General features: G+C 51.3%; 18 protein-coding genes. 1 reads left to right on the forward strand and 17 read right to left on the reverse strand.

Annotated features, from left to right (window positions below; translation table 11 throughout):
* Positions 1–163 precede the first annotated feature (163 nt).
* The 7 genes from DWV73_RS07965 to DWV73_RS07995 form a co-directional block, all read right to left on the reverse strand.
* Positions 164–1,501 (reverse strand): virulence-associated E family protein, encoded by a 1,338-nt coding sequence (locus tag DWV73_RS07965; protein ID WP_002584323.1) that lies wholly within the window; start codon positions 1,499–1,501, stop codon positions 164–166.
* Complete coding sequence (locus DWV73_RS07970) at positions 1,470–2,114, reverse strand: CHC2 zinc finger domain-containing protein (protein WP_002584324.1); 645 nt, start codon at positions 2,112–2,114, stop codon at positions 1,470–1,472. Before DWV73_RS07970 ends, DWV73_RS07965 begins: the two co-directional genes overlap by 32 nt.
* 65 nt (positions 2,115–2,179) lie before the next feature.
* The gene (gene mobQ, locus DWV73_RS07975) at positions 2,180–3,760 is read right to left on the reverse strand and encodes a MobQ family relaxase (protein WP_002584325.1); all 1,581 of its coding nucleotides are present in this window, start codon (positions 3,758–3,760) and stop codon (positions 2,180–2,182) included.
* Between the two features lie 196 nt (positions 3,761–3,956).
* Positions 3,957–4,502, reverse strand: a complete 546-nt coding sequence (locus tag DWV73_RS07980; protein WP_002584326.1) for an AAA family ATPase — start codon at positions 4,500–4,502, stop codon at positions 3,957–3,959.
* A gap of 299 nt (positions 4,503–4,801) precedes the next feature.
* Positions 4,802–5,098: a DUF3847 domain-containing protein gene (locus DWV73_RS07985; RefSeq protein ID WP_002584328.1), complete on the reverse strand. Its 297-nt coding sequence runs from the start codon at positions 5,096–5,098 to the stop codon at positions 4,802–4,804.
* Complete coding sequence (locus DWV73_RS07990; RefSeq protein ID WP_002584329.1) at positions 5,091–5,432, reverse strand: DeoR family transcriptional regulator; 342 nt, start codon at positions 5,430–5,432, stop codon at positions 5,091–5,093. Before DWV73_RS07990 ends, DWV73_RS07985 begins: the two co-directional genes overlap by 8 nt.
* Positions 5,429–5,617 (reverse strand): hypothetical protein, encoded by a 189-nt coding sequence (locus DWV73_RS07995; RefSeq protein ID WP_117796370.1) that lies wholly within the window; start codon positions 5,615–5,617, stop codon positions 5,429–5,431. The genes DWV73_RS07990 and DWV73_RS07995 overlap by 4 nt, the downstream gene beginning before the upstream one ends.
* Positions 5,618–6,100: 483 nt before the next feature.
* On the opposite strand from DWV73_RS07995, the gene DWV73_RS08005 reads away from it, so the two are divergent.
* Positions 6,101–6,907 carry a helix-turn-helix transcriptional regulator gene (locus tag DWV73_RS08005; RefSeq protein WP_002584331.1) on the forward strand — a complete coding sequence of 269 codons (807 nt, stop codon included), beginning with the start codon at positions 6,101–6,103 and terminating at the stop codon, positions 6,905–6,907.
* A 118-nt stretch (positions 6,908–7,025) separates the two neighbouring features.
* On the opposite strand, the gene DWV73_RS08010 is transcribed toward DWV73_RS08005, so the two are convergent.
* The 10 genes from DWV73_RS08010 to DWV73_RS08055 all read right to left on the reverse strand — a co-directional run bounded on the left by DWV73_RS08010 (position 7,026) and on the right by DWV73_RS08055 (position 14,173).
* Positions 7,026–7,517, reverse strand: coding sequence for an aminoglycoside-2''-adenylyltransferase (locus DWV73_RS08010; protein WP_002584332.1), 492 nt, complete (start codon positions 7,515–7,517; stop codon positions 7,026–7,028).
* Positions 7,518–7,568: 51 nt separating this feature from the next.
* On the reverse strand, positions 7,569–7,946 hold the full coding sequence (locus tag DWV73_RS08015; protein WP_002584333.1) for a TnpV protein: 378 nt from the start codon (positions 7,944–7,946) through the stop codon (positions 7,569–7,571).
* A complete protein-coding gene (locus DWV73_RS08020) occupies positions 7,906–8,178 on the reverse strand; it encodes a helix-turn-helix domain-containing protein (RefSeq protein ID WP_002584334.1) in 273 nt (90 codons plus the stop codon). Before DWV73_RS08020 ends, DWV73_RS08015 begins: the two co-directional genes overlap by 41 nt.
* A gap of 154 nt (positions 8,179–8,332) precedes the next feature.
* Positions 8,333–8,491, reverse strand: a complete 159-nt coding sequence (locus DWV73_RS08025; RefSeq protein ID WP_003500126.1) for a Maff2 family mobile element protein — start codon at positions 8,489–8,491, stop codon at positions 8,333–8,335.
* Positions 8,492–8,580: 89 nt separating this feature from the next.
* On the reverse strand, positions 8,581–10,404 hold the full coding sequence (locus DWV73_RS08030; protein WP_107001181.1) for a VirD4-like conjugal transfer protein, CD1115 family: 1,824 nt from the start codon (positions 10,402–10,404) through the stop codon (positions 8,581–8,583).
* Complete coding sequence (locus tag DWV73_RS08035) at positions 10,401–10,871, reverse strand: PcfB family protein (protein ID WP_107001182.1); 471 nt, start codon at positions 10,869–10,871, stop codon at positions 10,401–10,403. The genes DWV73_RS08030 and DWV73_RS08035 overlap by 4 nt, the downstream gene beginning before the upstream one ends.
* 91 nt (positions 10,872–10,962) lie before the next feature.
* Positions 10,963–12,012 (reverse strand): hypothetical protein, encoded by a 1,050-nt coding sequence (locus tag DWV73_RS08040; protein WP_107001183.1) that lies wholly within the window; start codon positions 12,010–12,012, stop codon positions 10,963–10,965.
* A gap of 14 nt (positions 12,013–12,026) precedes the next feature.
* On the reverse strand, positions 12,027–12,740 hold the full coding sequence (locus DWV73_RS08045) for an antirestriction protein ArdA (RefSeq protein WP_107001184.1): 714 nt from the start codon (positions 12,738–12,740) through the stop codon (positions 12,027–12,029).
* A gap of 4 nt (positions 12,741–12,744) precedes the next feature.
* Positions 12,745–13,830, reverse strand: coding sequence for a DNA cytosine methyltransferase (locus tag DWV73_RS08050; RefSeq protein ID WP_107001185.1), 1,086 nt, complete (start codon positions 13,828–13,830; stop codon positions 12,745–12,747).
* Entirely contained in the window at positions 13,817–14,173 is a 357-nt protein-coding gene (locus tag DWV73_RS08055; RefSeq protein WP_009901612.1) for a hypothetical protein, read from the reverse strand. The genes DWV73_RS08050 and DWV73_RS08055 overlap by 14 nt, the downstream gene beginning before the upstream one ends.
* Positions 14,174–14,452 lie beyond the last annotated feature (279 nt).

The following is a 14,452-nucleotide window of genomic DNA, read 5'->3' on the forward strand; positions in this document are numbered from 1 at the left end:
CTTGCAAACAATCTCAATCTGGCGATGGTTACTATTTATACTTTTCTTTTATTTTTTTGTTGTTTTGGTTGTTATAAGGGAGAAAAGCCCGGAAATAAGGGGTTTTTCCCGGCAACCGGCTCGGCAACGGGATAACAACAGGGGGTGCAACGGGCTGTCCTTTTCAGAATGGAAGCTCCATCTGTTCTGTGACCTCCACAAAACCGTCCATCGTTTTTTCAGACGGGTTGCCGGAGTCCGTTGCCGGGTTTTCACGCTCCCAGCCCTTTTGTCTGCCATATTCGGAAAACATTCTTGGGTTTGGGAAGTACCGCCAGCTGGAAATGCACTGGTTCATAATCTCGTTGATTTCCCGGATTTCCCATTGCTTCGGCTCGTCAAAAGCATGGTTCAAGGCTTCCTTATAGAGCTGCTTGGAGCAGACCATGCTCCCGGTGTATTTATCAAGATACGCCTGTATCATCCCGGCTTTGGTGTCCTCCGGCATAAAATCCCGCTGGTGTTCTTTGAGATACCGCTGCATGGCGGGGCTGAAAGCCAGCTTGAACCTGCCGCTTTTATAAATCTCCATCGCTTCCGCCCACATCTGCCCGATATAGGCTCTGGAAGCGGCTTCATCCTCCAAAATGTGAACTTCCGCCTGCTCCGGGTACACCATGACCGGGATAAAGCGGCGGTTGCCGGAACGGTCAAGGGGCAGGAAGTCAAGGGCATTGGAAGTGCCGCCAAACACGCACTGACGGGGGCGGTCTGCCGGGTGGGTTTCATAAGGTATCTTGTAGACCTCTTTCTGCCGGCTTAAAAATGACTTGATTTCCTCAATGCTCTTGGCGTTGGCGGTTGCCATCATTTCCGACATTTCAATAATCCAGTGACCTTGCAGCTTGCGGTACACATTGTCATCGTCCAGCTTCCGCAAATCATCGGAGAACCACTCGTCCCGGACTGCCAGCAGCCGGAAGAAGGTGGACTTTCCAGCCCCCTGACCGCCTACCAGACAGAGCATGATTTCAAACTTGCACCCCGGCTGAAAGGCTCGTGAGATTGCACCCAGCAGGAACAGCTTCAACGCTTCATAGGTGTAATCGTCTGCGTCAGCCCCCAGAAAGTGCCGCAGGCAGAAGCGGATTCGCTCTGTCCCGTCCCACACAAGGGTATTGAGATAGTCCCGGATGGGATGGTACTTGTTTTCATTCGCCACAATCCCGATGGCGTTATCAATCTTTTTCTCATTGGTAAGCCCGTAGGTTTCTTCCAGATAAAGAAGCAGATACTTCATGTCCGTATCGTTCAGGGCGGTGCTTTCTCTGTGAAAACCGATGGGCTTTATGATGTCCTTGCGGTCAGTCAGGATGTTGTATGCGATAGCCCCTGAAAGCAGAGGGTCACGTTGGAATACGGTCAGGCAGTTCCGTATGCTCTGACGGACACCGCCTTTCTCGGTGGTTTCCAGCCCCGCCTTGATTTCCTCAACGCTCTGGGGCGGCTGCATGGCGTTCATAGTGTTTTTTAGTTCTTGCTGCGTCTGCGGCTGCAAGTTCTGCCATTCGCTGTTCAAGCTGTATCACATCCTTTCCGTAGTCCGTAATCAAATCCGCTTTTTCCTCTGTTTCCCCGAACAGCAGCACATCCAGCAGATATTCCACTTGGGCTTGCTTCTGTAAGGCTTCCACAAACCGGGGATGAAAGGCTTCCTCCGGGGAGTGCGGGGCGTAGTCCGTTCTCCATGCCATCAGCAGATGGAGATAATCGGCAAGAATACGGAAGCAGCGATTCTTTGCTTCCTGAAACTGTTCCTCCGGGGATTTCTGCCGGGTCTTGGGCTTTTTTACCTTTCCCGGCGGTTTCCAGTCCTCATAGGAAAGCCCGAAGTCCTGTGCCAGCTGTACGGCGGCTTCTTTCTTTCCCAGCCCATACAGGGCGGCGGCAAAATCAATCACATCCCCATCCGCACCGCAGCCGAAGCAATGGTAACGCCGATCCAGCTTCATGCTTGGGGTTTTATCGTTATGGAACGGGCAGCAAGCCATCCCGTTCCGACCTACATGGATTCCATAATACTCCGCAGCCTGTCTTGTTGTGACGGACTGCTTCACAGCTTCGAATACATTCAAATCTATCCCTCCTTGAAAATAAGAAAAGCACCTGACATTCTCTAATTGAAAATGGCAAGTGCCTGTTAAAGTTCCATATCCTGTTGTCTGTGTTTCTCCTGTGCCGGGGCGGTTCTTTGTGCTTTTTTCTCGTCAGTCTTATCCTGCAAGACTTCTTTGATGGGCTGCTTCTTGGGCGGCTCTTTGCTTTCCTCTGTGCCGGGTGTGGCTTTCCGTACCCAGTAGCGGATGTCCCGCAGCTTCTTCAAATCCTCCTGTACCTCGGTCAGTGGTACTTTCAGCTCTGCGATTTCGCTGAGAAGCGTTTCCTGCTCCTGTTGCAACTCATTTTTCGTTTTATCCTTATCGTCCGGGTGCTTGGCAAGGTAGTCAGCGGCTTTCTCATACCGGGCAACCTCCGGGTGTTCCTGTTTGAATTTCCCCTTTATTTTCTTAAAAAATATCTTCTGGTACTTCTCATAGACAGCCTTACATTCCTTGCAGTCTGTCCGGCTGGCAAGAATCCCGTCAATCACTTTGCTCCGGGCTTCCTTTGGCTTCATCTGATTGCGGTAATCTGCGGCTGATTTCCCGGAAGATTCCAGAAACGCTTCTAAGTCCTCCACAGTGGAAAGCCCCTTTTGCCGGAGATAGGACAGGGCTTCGCTGACTGCCTTTAAGTCCTGTGAAGTTCCCCGGTTCTGTCCAGCCCTTGTCCAGTCCTTCCGTTCTTCCTTTCGTATCTCCATATACTTCATCAGCAGATTGGGAAGAAGTGTCGCTTCCTCCGCCGCCTTTTGTGCAAGCAGCTCCTTCCGTTTTTCTCCCAGCTCGGTAATCCAGCCTTTGAGGTTTTGGATAAGCTGCCGGATGGACTTCATCAGGCGGTTGGCGGCTCTGATTTCCCGGTTCAGGTTGCCGATATTCGTCTGGATACCTCGCTTTTCCATCTGCCGGACAGCAGTCCCCTCATGGACAGTGGGGACTATATCAAGCCCCTGTCTGGCATAGGAACGCAAGTCCACACGCTCCGGGCGGTCATTGGCGTCCAGATAGCGGTTCTGGATAACCTCCCATTCATGCCGCCAGATTTCACAATACTTCTGGTCGTTCCAGTCCACCGTATCCTCCTTGTGGCTTTTCCACCTGCCGGACGGCAGCTTTATCCGTTCCCCATTCTCGTCAAGGTCATAAACCTTGCGGCTCTTGGGAAGCCATTTTCCATGTTCATCCATTGCCCGCATGGTCAGCAGGACATGGGCGTGGGGATTGTGTCCCGGCGGATGGGGGTCATGGATGGCAAAATCAGCAATCATGCCTTTGGAAACAAACTGCTGTTCACAAAACTCCCGTACAAGGACAGCGTACTGGTCGGGCGGTATCTCTCTGGGAATGGTAAGCACCCACCGCCTTGCAAGCTGGGAGTTCCATTGCTTTTCCACCGCTTCGGCGGCATTCCATAAAGTATTGCGGTCTGCATATTCCTGTGGAGCATTTGCCGGGAGCAGGATTTCATTGTGGACGATACCACGCTTTTCCGGGTAGTGCTTTACTTGCTGGTCGTATTCACAGAACAGCTTTTCGCCGCTTTGGTAAGCAGCGGCGGCAACCGCAGACTGCCGCTGGCTGCGCTGAACAATCGTGATTTCGTTGTGTGGACAAGGCATTTCGTGTCCCTCCTTTCGCTAATTGGTGGATGGGGTGGCGTTTTACCACCTCATTTTGGGCAGAAAAAAAGCAGGAGACCTTTTTCAGATTTCCTGCTCGGTGTGCCACTGTGTGAGCGGCGGGTATTTAGTTGTAAAAGTTCGGGACAAGTTGACCCGATGTAAAGCTAACAAACTGGAATTGCACCAAAACAATCTAAGACAACAACGCTGCCCTACTTGCGATTTTTTCTTGTACTGCGGAAACAGTTTCTTGAATGGAATAAGTGGTCGTATCTATAACATTCGATTCATATATTCCCAGATTGCAAAATTGCTCCCACATGGTTTCTACCAATTCGATATTTGTCTTTCGGTCTAACTTTGAGCGTTCAACAGCTCGCTTCAAGGTTTCTTCCTTACTTGCCCTTAAAATAATATAATGCACCTCATAATGTTCCCGAACAAGACTTTGCCACGGCTTTAAAAACCACGGTCCGATAATACCGTCAACAATTACATCATATCCACCACGAGCATATCGCTTCGCAGCTTCTAAAAACGCTTCAATGACAATCAAATTTTGCTCATTTGATTCTGGCAAATGCGGTGGTATTGCCCCTTTACTCAAATAATGATAAAAGTCATCTGTGTGCATATGCACAGACTTTTCCAAATCTGATTCTTTTGCAACAGCAGATGCCGTTGTAGTTTTTCCTGTCCCCGGCGCACCTGTGATTACAATAATTCTACCTTGATTCATCTATATTTTACCTCCACAAATTACGATTTATTGCTGACTTTATTATACTTTATTGCCTATCGAAAAGATAGCATATTTTATGAAACTTGTCGGCTGGGAACAGCTTGCAACGCAAGGTGTCCCCAGATGACAAGTCCACAAAAGGGTAGCTGGCGGTAGCCAGCGCAGGGGAAGCGTAGCGTCCCCTGTATGATTTGGAGCAGACCATGACTGCGAAAAATCACAGCCCTCCGGCAAGGAGCCTTCGGAGAACGCAATGCACCAACCTTTGGGTGGTGTATAATTGCGCCCTTAGTAAACTAAGGGGTTTCCGGCTTCTCACGTTCCAGCAGTTTCTTCAATAGTTCCTGCGTGTCCTGCCTGTGAAAAATGAGTGTCAACAACAGCATGACATCATCATCTGTCAGGCGTTCCGGCTCTTGCAGAAAACTTTCCAGCATACCGCCACGAGTACAGAGCCGGTGTGTCCGTTCTTTTCGGGTAAGCTGCTTTAGCTGGTGCTGCAATGCCTTTTCATCATTGATGGCTTTCCGCAGTTTCTTTTCACTCTTTTCCAACTCTCGGTTGAGCTTTTCCAGCTTTGAGGTATCAGGCAAGGGCAGCGTCCTCCTTTCCCGGTATCAGCACATAAATCCTGTTTGGTTCTCCAACGCCCTGACGCACTCGCATGATCAGTCCGGCGGTTTCCAGTTCATTCAGAGAACGCTTGACCGTCATGGGGCTGCGGGACAGGACTGCGGCAATGGCTGTGACAGGGAAGCAGATAAACAGGATTCCGTTCTCGTCCTCCTGTCCGTTGGATAGCATAGCGTCCAACATCCGGCAGTACATGACCTTTGCGGTGCTGCTGACTGGAAATCCTGTCAACGCTCTGGGAAAGGGCATACAGGGCGGCAACGGTGTGCCTATCGTCATAAATTCAAAATTCATTCGGTGTGTTCCTCCTTTTTCTTTGCTCTTTTGGATAAATAACGGGGGCAGTCAACCACAACCGCCCGGAAGCTCTGCTTGCACCCATGCTTGCATTTCCGGCATAATTCGTTGTAAGTGATACGCCCCCGGTCATTGAGGTAAAAAGAAAGCTCATGCTTCCTCTTTTTGCTCATTCTCGGCATATTGCGTTTCCTCCCGTTTTAGTGTATAGTTTCGGGGCGATTTTCGGCAAAATTACGGTCATAGAGCCGTCTAAAATCTCCAGAAGTATCAGCAATAGGGTAGACTATCCCCCTATCAGATTGTCGTGTTTCGGTATCATTTCGGTATCAGTTCGCCAGTTCTCCCCGGTGTCGTTCCTCCCCTGAATCTCACAGCGGCGTATTGCTCCCTTTGGTACGCTCGTTTCGGTCAGGGTTCCTCCATATCCCTGCCAAAAGTCATGGCGCTACATCGCCGGGGAAGCATATCCCACACAGGCTGGTCATTCGATTGGAATAATCCATCGATGAACTACCTGTATCATAGAACATTTTTGTGCCCTGTGCCGTATGTCCACAAAGTAGGAATTAAGGGTAAAAATCAGAAATTTCCACGATTGCGGAAAGTATGATATAATCCAGTTAAGCGGCAGTAATGAAACCGCCGGAAAGGAGCGTGCGCCCATGAAAGGAGCGACAAGCATACAGGAACGCCTTTGGGAACTCCGCAAGGACAAAGGCTTAAATCTGGAAGAATTATCAGAGCTGACGGGCATTTCCAAATCAGCTCTTGGCAGTTATGAAAAAGAGGATTATAAGGAAATCAATCATGGCAACCTTATCACGCTGGCAGACTTCTATGGGGTTTCCGTTGATTATCTGCTGTGCCGGACAGAGAACCGGGAGCAGATCAACACGCCACTAACAGAGCTGCATTTGAATGATGAGATGGTGGCACTTCTGAAAGGCGGTCGGATTAACAACCGTCTGCTCTGTGAGCTTGCCACTCATAAGGACTTTATCAAGTTTCTTGCGGACATTGAGATTTATGTAGATGGGATTGCCACCATGCAGATTCAAAACCTCAACGCCCTTGTCGATACTGTCCGGCATGAAATCATTGAACGGTATCGCCCCGGCGAAGATGACCCGCATTTGAAAGTGCTGCAAGCCGCCCATATCAGCGATGATGAATATTTCAGCCACATGGTTCTTGATGACCTCAATCTCATTATCCGGGATATTCGGGAAGCCCACAAAAAGGACAGCGAGAGTGCGCCCCAGACCACCGTTGCCGATGAATTGAAAGAAAATTTGGAAGCGGTTGAAAATTTCAAGGGCAGTCGGGATGAAAAGCTGGTTGTCCTTTACTGCAAGCAGCTCGGCATCAACTATAAAAATCTGTCAGACGAAGAATTTCGCTGGCTCATTCGGATTCTACAAAAATCAAAGAAAACAGGAACTCCTATCAGTCAAAGGAAAAAACGGTAAAGAAAAACCGCTGTTGCATGGTTGTGTTTGCTTCCATGTAGCAGCGGTTGGTGCTATACTTATTCAGTTAAAATTTCAAAGCGATAAAGTGGAATTTATCTTAGAAATTACAGCAATGTTATTTTGATAAACTTTCAAGAATTGAAATATCATGCTTATCTTTATCTCTTAATTCATAACCTGAATGGAAAACTCTTTGGCCTTTTAAGGATATACAAGGAATTGTTTTTCCTTCAAAAAAAGCACTACCAAAGTAATCTTTTTCAAACTCATACCAGCCACCCTCTAAATCAGCTTGTTTTGAAGTTCCGTCCTCACTTAAAACGAACGGGTGAATGTCTAAGTAACCAAGTTCATCACTATATAACTCTATTCTAACCGGTTTCCAGTCTGTATCAATTTTATAGCCCAGATTCAAAAGCACATTTAACAATTTTTCCGTATGTTGAGCATCAAAATTTATATCTATATCTCTATGAATTCTTGTTTGTTTACCAGCTAAAATATCTACACCCCATCCGCCATCCAACCAGTATGTAATTCCAGTATTTTCGAATAATTCTATTACTTTCATTAAATCTTCTTTTGTTGTTATTTCTTTTCTACCCATACAAAGTCTCCTTTACAACTTCTAATTTGTAATAATCATTCTACCATACCGTTATGAATAAATCATCTCATGTAAAACAATTTCTTCTGCCCGGTTGTGAATGTTATTGCAACGCTGCACCCATTCCATTTGACGGGTACGCTTCAATTCCTCGGTCACGCCCTCGGCAGCTTTCATCTGCTCCATGATGGTGTCTAACCGTTTCTGTGCCTGTTCGTTCAGGTCTGCAAGATATGTCCACAATTCCCCGGTCAGGGTCAATGTGTGTAATCTGGCTGGGCAGACTTCTCTTAAATATTCCCGGTGCATCCGTCCGTACTTTCCGATGGGGCGGTGTTCCTCCGGCAACTTCAAGTCCGGGATGTAGTAATCTCCAACAAGGATATAATCAATTCCGTTTTCTTTTATTCTTGGTTTCAATTCGCTCATGTTCCTTACCTCCTGTGGAAGCAGGCTCGTCTGGTACTAACTCAATCACATCGGTAATCTCACAATTCAGCGTTTCGCAGATACGGGCTAATGTATCCATGCTGATGTGCTTTCCCTCTTTGCTCATGTTGGCAATCATATTTGTTGTCATACCAGCGGCAAGCCTTAAATCCTCTTTTCTCATATCACGCTCTAACAGTGTGTGCCAGAGTGGTTTATAGCTGATGTGCATATTGTTTTCCTGCCTTTCTATCCATACCACCGGAGCGGCTGCCCCGGCAGGAACTTTTCTCTTATTATAGCACCAATCTTGTGAAATCACAATTTATTCTTGTAGCCTGCCGCTGATACCGTCTGGATTGGCTTTTCCTTTCTTTTTGTTCCCTTTAATTAGCCATGAACTGCTTAATGCCCTGTGATTTTGCCGCAGGGTTGTCCGACCCGTAACCTTCCAGAAGGTTGATGACACCCCACACCGCCAGACCGGCGCCAAGAGCCATGACCAGAATTTTAAGAATGTCGATTGCCTGATTGAAAAATTCCATATACGTTCCTCCATTTTGTTTGTTTGATGGTTTTGGGTACAAAAAAAGCCGCCCACATCGGCGGCGCTTCGGGTCATCATGGCCCGAAGTTACACGAACTCGTCGCTGTCCAGATCATCGAAGTTCAACAGGTCAGCTTCTTCGTCCGTGTCGGAGCCGTCCACTTCGTACACCGTGTATTCGTCCTCCGGCTTTAGTCTCAATGGCCGGTGGCGGAACAGGCTTTCCAAGCGGAAGGCGTTTTTCTTTTTATCAAATTCGGCTGTGTACTTGTAATTCGGGTGCTTTTTCAAGTCATACTTCGGGGACAGGAAGGGCGGGAGCCCCCGAAGCTGCAAGATACATTTATCCCCGGGCATGGTGGTGATCTCGCTGGTAGTCATCAGCTCCCGGCCAAGCCGCTGCATATTCTGGCTGTAACTTTCAGACTGCCCCCGGCTCCGGCCTTCGGTCTGCATGGAGATGGTGGCCTTGCCCAGCCAGTTTTCCGAAATATCCTTTAGGGTGGAAGCCTCCCGGCCTCCGAGGAACACGATACTGTCCATGTTGCCCATGATGGTTTCAGAATGGTCCTTGTACAATGCCTTGCACTGGCTCATAGCCTGATAAAAGAGTGTCAGGCTGATCTCACGGGAACGGATGACAGCCACAATTTTCTCCAGCCCCGGCACCTGCCCGGTGTTGGCAGCCTCGTCCCACAGCACCCGCACATGGTAGGGCAGACGCCCGCCATAGGTATTGTCAGCCCGTTCACACAGAAGGTTGAACATCTGCGAAAAAGCGAGGGCAACCAAAAAGTTGTAGGTGGTGTCCGTGTCGCTGATAAGGAAGAACAGCGCTGATTTTTCATCCCCCAGCTTATCAAGCTCCAGTTCGTCATAGGACATGATCTCCCGAAGCTGGGGAATGTCAAAGGGGGCAAGTCTGGCTCCGCAGCTAATCAGTATGCTTTTAGCTGTCTTGCCGCTGGCCAGCTTGTATTTCTTATACTGTCTCACAGCGAAGTGCTGGGGACTGCGGCGTTCCAGCCCATCGAACATATAGTCAACCGCATTTTTGAAGGTTTCGTCATCTTCCCGGACTTCCATGCTGTTTATCATTTCCACCAGCGTATTCATGTTGCGTTCTTCCTCCGGCCCCTCAAAGACGATATAGGCCACAAGGGCGCAGTACAAAAGGGTTTCGGCTTTTGTCCAGAACTCGTCGCCCTCCTTGCCATCGCCTTTGGTATTGGCAATCAGGGCGGTAACGAATTTCAAAACATCGCTTTCCGTCTTGATATAGGCCAGCGGATTGTAGTGCATGGATTTGGAGAAGTCGATACTGTTGAACACCCGCACCCTGTATTTTTCCCTTTGCAGGAACCGCCCGCACTGGTCGAGGGTGCCGCCCTTCGGGTCTACCACCACATACGAGGAATGGGCTTGAAGGAGCTGCGGGGTCAGCCAGAACCTTGTCTTTCCCGAGCCGGACGAGCCGATGACACAGGCGTTTAGGTTCCGGGCATTGGCAGGTACCTTCGGACGGGTGTTCATGGTAAGGAACTCCGTCCCGGTTAAAATGACATTGTTCTGAAATTTAGGGTCTACAAACGGCTTTATATCCTCCTTTGTTCCAAAGCGGGCGGTGCCGTACTCCGCATCCCGCCGGAATTTTTTTGCCTTCCTGATCTTTGACTGTATCAGCAGATACATCCCAGCCGCACCGGCAAGGCCCACCAGCAGGTCAATACCGCCCAGCCCCGGCCAGTAGGTTTCAAAGGCTTTCGGGAAGGTGTCGAGCATCCCCATGAGCTTTGTCCCGAAGTCTGTGCCGGGTGCAGTCCGGTAGGCCGTCCCGATTTTGGAAAAAAACCAGAACACAAAGAGGTACGGCAGGTTGGGGAGCACATATTTTCTGATCTTGTCACTCAACGTCCGTCCTTCACCGCCTCTCTGGTCCGCTGCTTTTCCTTTGCCTGCGTCCTGATCTGCTCCGTGAATTTCCGAAGCTGGCCGAGGATAGAAGGCTTGTCCTGCTCTTTGTCCAGCACCTTTGCACTGTACTTCTGGAAGGCCGCCGTGATAGCGTCCGCCTGATTGGCTTTGAAAAACAGCAGGTAATGGCCGGGGCTCACTTTATGGAAAGCGTAGTCCACATGGAACTCCTTCGCGATCCGGTCAAAATCCTTCGGGGCTCCCACATAGGGCATGGCGCTTTTGCCGCCATAGTGGTTCATCAGCTTTTTCACACTCTGGCGTCCCTGTGGGGTCAGCGCCTTCCGGTGGTGCTTTTGCAGCGTCCGCACCACCTTCCCAAGAGCGGCAGCCAGCACTTTTCCCGTGAGCTTCGTTGTCCTGATCGAAAGGGCAACCGTTTTTTGGTTTACTTCTTCCTGCATAAAACCTCCTTTCCGTCGGGGTTCCCGCTATCCGGGAGGCCCCCGTACAATCTCGGCGAACAGAAAGCCTCGGGCCAATGTGGCCCGAGGCTTACCGCTCGGCATCCCTGCCGGACGGAGCTTTCTTTTCCGGCTCCGTCTGGACTTTTTCGCCCTGTTCCCGCATGGTCTGCAAGATAGAGGGCTTCTTTTGAAGCTGGGAGGGCTTTTCGCCGGACAGCGGCTTGATACATTCCAGCCGGTCAGCCGCCCGGATGGCGTTGTCCGTGAGCTGCCTCTGCCATGCACCCACGCTGGGAGCCCAACGAAAGCCGCTGCTTTTCAGCTCGGCCCGGGTGTCCGCGTCAGGCTTTCCGTCAAAGAACACCTGCAAGCGGTTGTCCTCCCGGTTCATTTCCACACGACCCCCATCGAACTCCCAGCCGGAAAATTCCTGCTGTGCCTGTTTGGAAAGCTGTTCGATACGGGCCTTTACCCGGCGGATCTCCGCGTTGTTGTTGGTAAGCTGGTAGCTTTCAAAGGGCCTCGGGTCGCTCCGCCAGCTTGACGCCATGCTTGCTTTCAGCTTTTCGATCTGGTCCGGCGACAGCAGCGCACAGCCATCCAGTTTGCCATGCTTGCGGTAATAGGCGTTGACCTCCTTCATAATGAGCTGGGAGCGTTCCAGCCCGTCCAGCTTCTTCTGGAGCTTTTCAATCGCTGCCGGGTCATCGGCGCTGATCCCGCCCATGCCGGTACTGCGTATCTTATCCAGCAGCCCTTGAATATACTGCCATTCCTCCATGTTGCTGTCCCGGGCCCGGTTCTGTTTTTCCTTCTTCCCCACCGGGAAATTGGCAGGTCCGGCGATCATCACAGAGGGAACCCTTGCGTCAATGGCAAAGCCCTGGTTCATGTTTTCAGCCAGCTTTCGGGCATAGGTGTCTAACAAATGGTCGATCTTCTCATGGTACATGGGGGCCACCCGGGATTTCTGCTTTTCCGCTATGGCGGCGGCCTTGTCCACCATTGCCCGGTATTCCGCCGTTGCGCTCCCTTCCTTGTAGTCGGAAAAGCTGTTCATTTCCTTTGCCCGGCGGGCGGCTCCTTCATTGATAGGGTAATAGTTGATGGTATGCACCTCCTTCATGCTTCGGGCCATGCTGGCCCGAAGTCCTACCGTTCTTCATGGGAAGGCCCCGCCTTGTCCTTTTTCGGAGCGGGCGGGGCTTCTTGAAACCGTTTGAGTGCAACGAGAATGGAGTGGACAGGTTCGGCCTTTTCAGGATAGGCAAATATCCGGTGTTCCGGCGGAATGTCCTGCGGCCCGTGGTAATACTCCTTGAAGCCCTCCGGGACTGCCGACACATATCCACCGGGAGCGAATACGCCGCCCTCGTTGATACGCACATCCCGCCCGTATGCTTCATAATCGAAGTAGTTCTGAATGTGCTCCGGTATGTCGATGGTCCCAAGCTCGTCGGCGTAAAGGCGGCCCAGCCCTTCATCATCGGAAATATCCGGGTAAAAGCGGTAAAGGTCAAGGTTCTGCGTCAGGTTTATCAAATCCTTCACGCTCCGTGTGTGGTTTCCCAAGACAAGAGCGGCTTCAAAGGTTTCCAGTCCGCCCTTATCCCGTACTTCCAGCAGGGCGTGGCCCAGCTCGTTCAGCTCGTCGATGTTCTCACATTCGTAGAGATGATCGTAGAGCCCCAGCACATCGCTGTCAAAGCTGGTAAAGAACACTTCGCTGTACCGTTTCCCGTCTATCCCGATTTTGGCAAGGGCGGCCTGCAACTCCTGTGTCGTCGTGGGGAAATGTACCGTTGTCCCTACCTCAATCCCCATCAAGGGGTACAGGGCGGTGTTGGTTATATAGGCTTCAAACATGGGCTCATTCCTCCTTTCCGGCCCGGTCAGCCAGCACCTCATAGATCCCGGCCATAATGTAATCGGCGCAAGGGAGGGCAATCGCGTTCCCCAGCGCCTTGTAGCGTTGCAGAGGCCGGATCTCCACGCCGTCCGCCCCGTACTTTGTCCAGCCCTCTGGCAGCCCCATCAGCCGTTCGCTTTCCGTTTCCGTCAGAAAACGGATACAGCCGCCCTCCGGGTCGCCCTCATACCAGAAGGCGAAGGGCGTCACGTCACTGGCTAAAAGAGTGGGAAAAGGGTCAGTTGGTAATCCGAAGCTGTTTCGGAAGGCCGTTTCTTCCTGCCTTTTTGCCGCTCCCCGCATACGGAAGCACTGAAAGGGGTGGATGACTGGTATCTGCCGCCCTGTTTCAAAAGAAGCTGTTCGATCTCCTTCGGCGGCGGCCCGCCCGCCCTCTCCGCAAGGCGGAGGAAGTGGGAGCATTGGACGGGGCTTAAATAGTATGTCTGCGGCACGTCTGCCTCCAAAATCCGCCACGACGAAAATCCGCTGCCTTCGTGCCAGCCTTCGGGTGCCTGCCCAATACTGGGCGTCCATGAGCCGCCAGCACACATCAGGCGTTCCCCCTCGCACCATTCCGGCATTTCCCCATCTTCCCGAAGGAGGCATTGGAACTTCGGTGTCCGAGAAGGCGGATAGGACGGCTCTAAAGTCCATCCGGTCATTTGTAGAAAACGCTCCCATGACGTTTTCCCAAACAGCGATAGCTGGATATAGGTTATCAGTAGCATCCCTCATTTCCTGTATGATACGAAACGCCTGATAGAACAGGCTTGATTTTGCCCCGGCAAGGCCGGAGCGGTTGCCGATCAGAGAAAGGTTCTGACAGGGGGAACCGAAGGTTATCACATGGACCGGCGGGATTTTCCCGCCGTCCACCTTCGTAATATCTCCCAAATGCGCCATATCGGGAAAGTGCCTTTTGGTTATGGAGATGGGCGCTTTTTCAATCTCGCTGGCCCAGACCGGACGGATACCGCACCGGGAAGCAGCCAGAGGGAACACGCCGATCCCGTCGAAAAGGCTCCCCAGCTTAATGTCCGGCATGGCCCGGGGTGCCGTGTCCCTTCACGGCAAGCACCCCTTCCAGCGTTGTCGCCGCAATGCCCAGCCGTCCGGCAACCGCAATATCGTTTTTCACATCCTCGTCCACAACGCTGCCGCAGACGATCAGGGTATGAGAACGCCGCAGCATATCCCGGCGCATATCAATCCCGGCCTTATGTTCCTCGGGAACGCTGTCATTCAAAAACAGCGGCAGGTACAAGAGCGGGCAGATCGGGGAAAAGCCCGCCTCATAAGCAAGGCGGCAGTAGTGAGCCGCCAGCTCCATATCAACATCCGGCTCGCCGCTCCATGCGGCGGTCAGGTACGCTAAAGGTCGTTTCATTGGTTGAGCCTCCATTTCTGTTTTGGTTTAGGGAAAAGCAAGAGTTCGCCCAATCCCTCCGCCCCTTCCCCCGGGAAGGGGAACGGCTCTGGAGAATTTATATCCCCGTCGCTTGACCGGGAAAAAGCATAACCGGGAGAAATCCGTCAAGGGTGCCTCTGGCACCGCCTGCGGCGGCGCTGCCCTTGACTGATTTTCCCGGCTATGCTACGGAATAACTGGCGACGGGGAATCATTTATATCTCCAGAGCTTCGGGGCGCGGGGCAGAGCCCCGCAAT

The organism is Clostridium sp. AF12-41, from assembly GCF_003461685.1.
Lineage (GTDB): Bacteria > Bacillota > Clostridia > Lachnospirales > Lachnospiraceae > Otoolea > Otoolea fessa.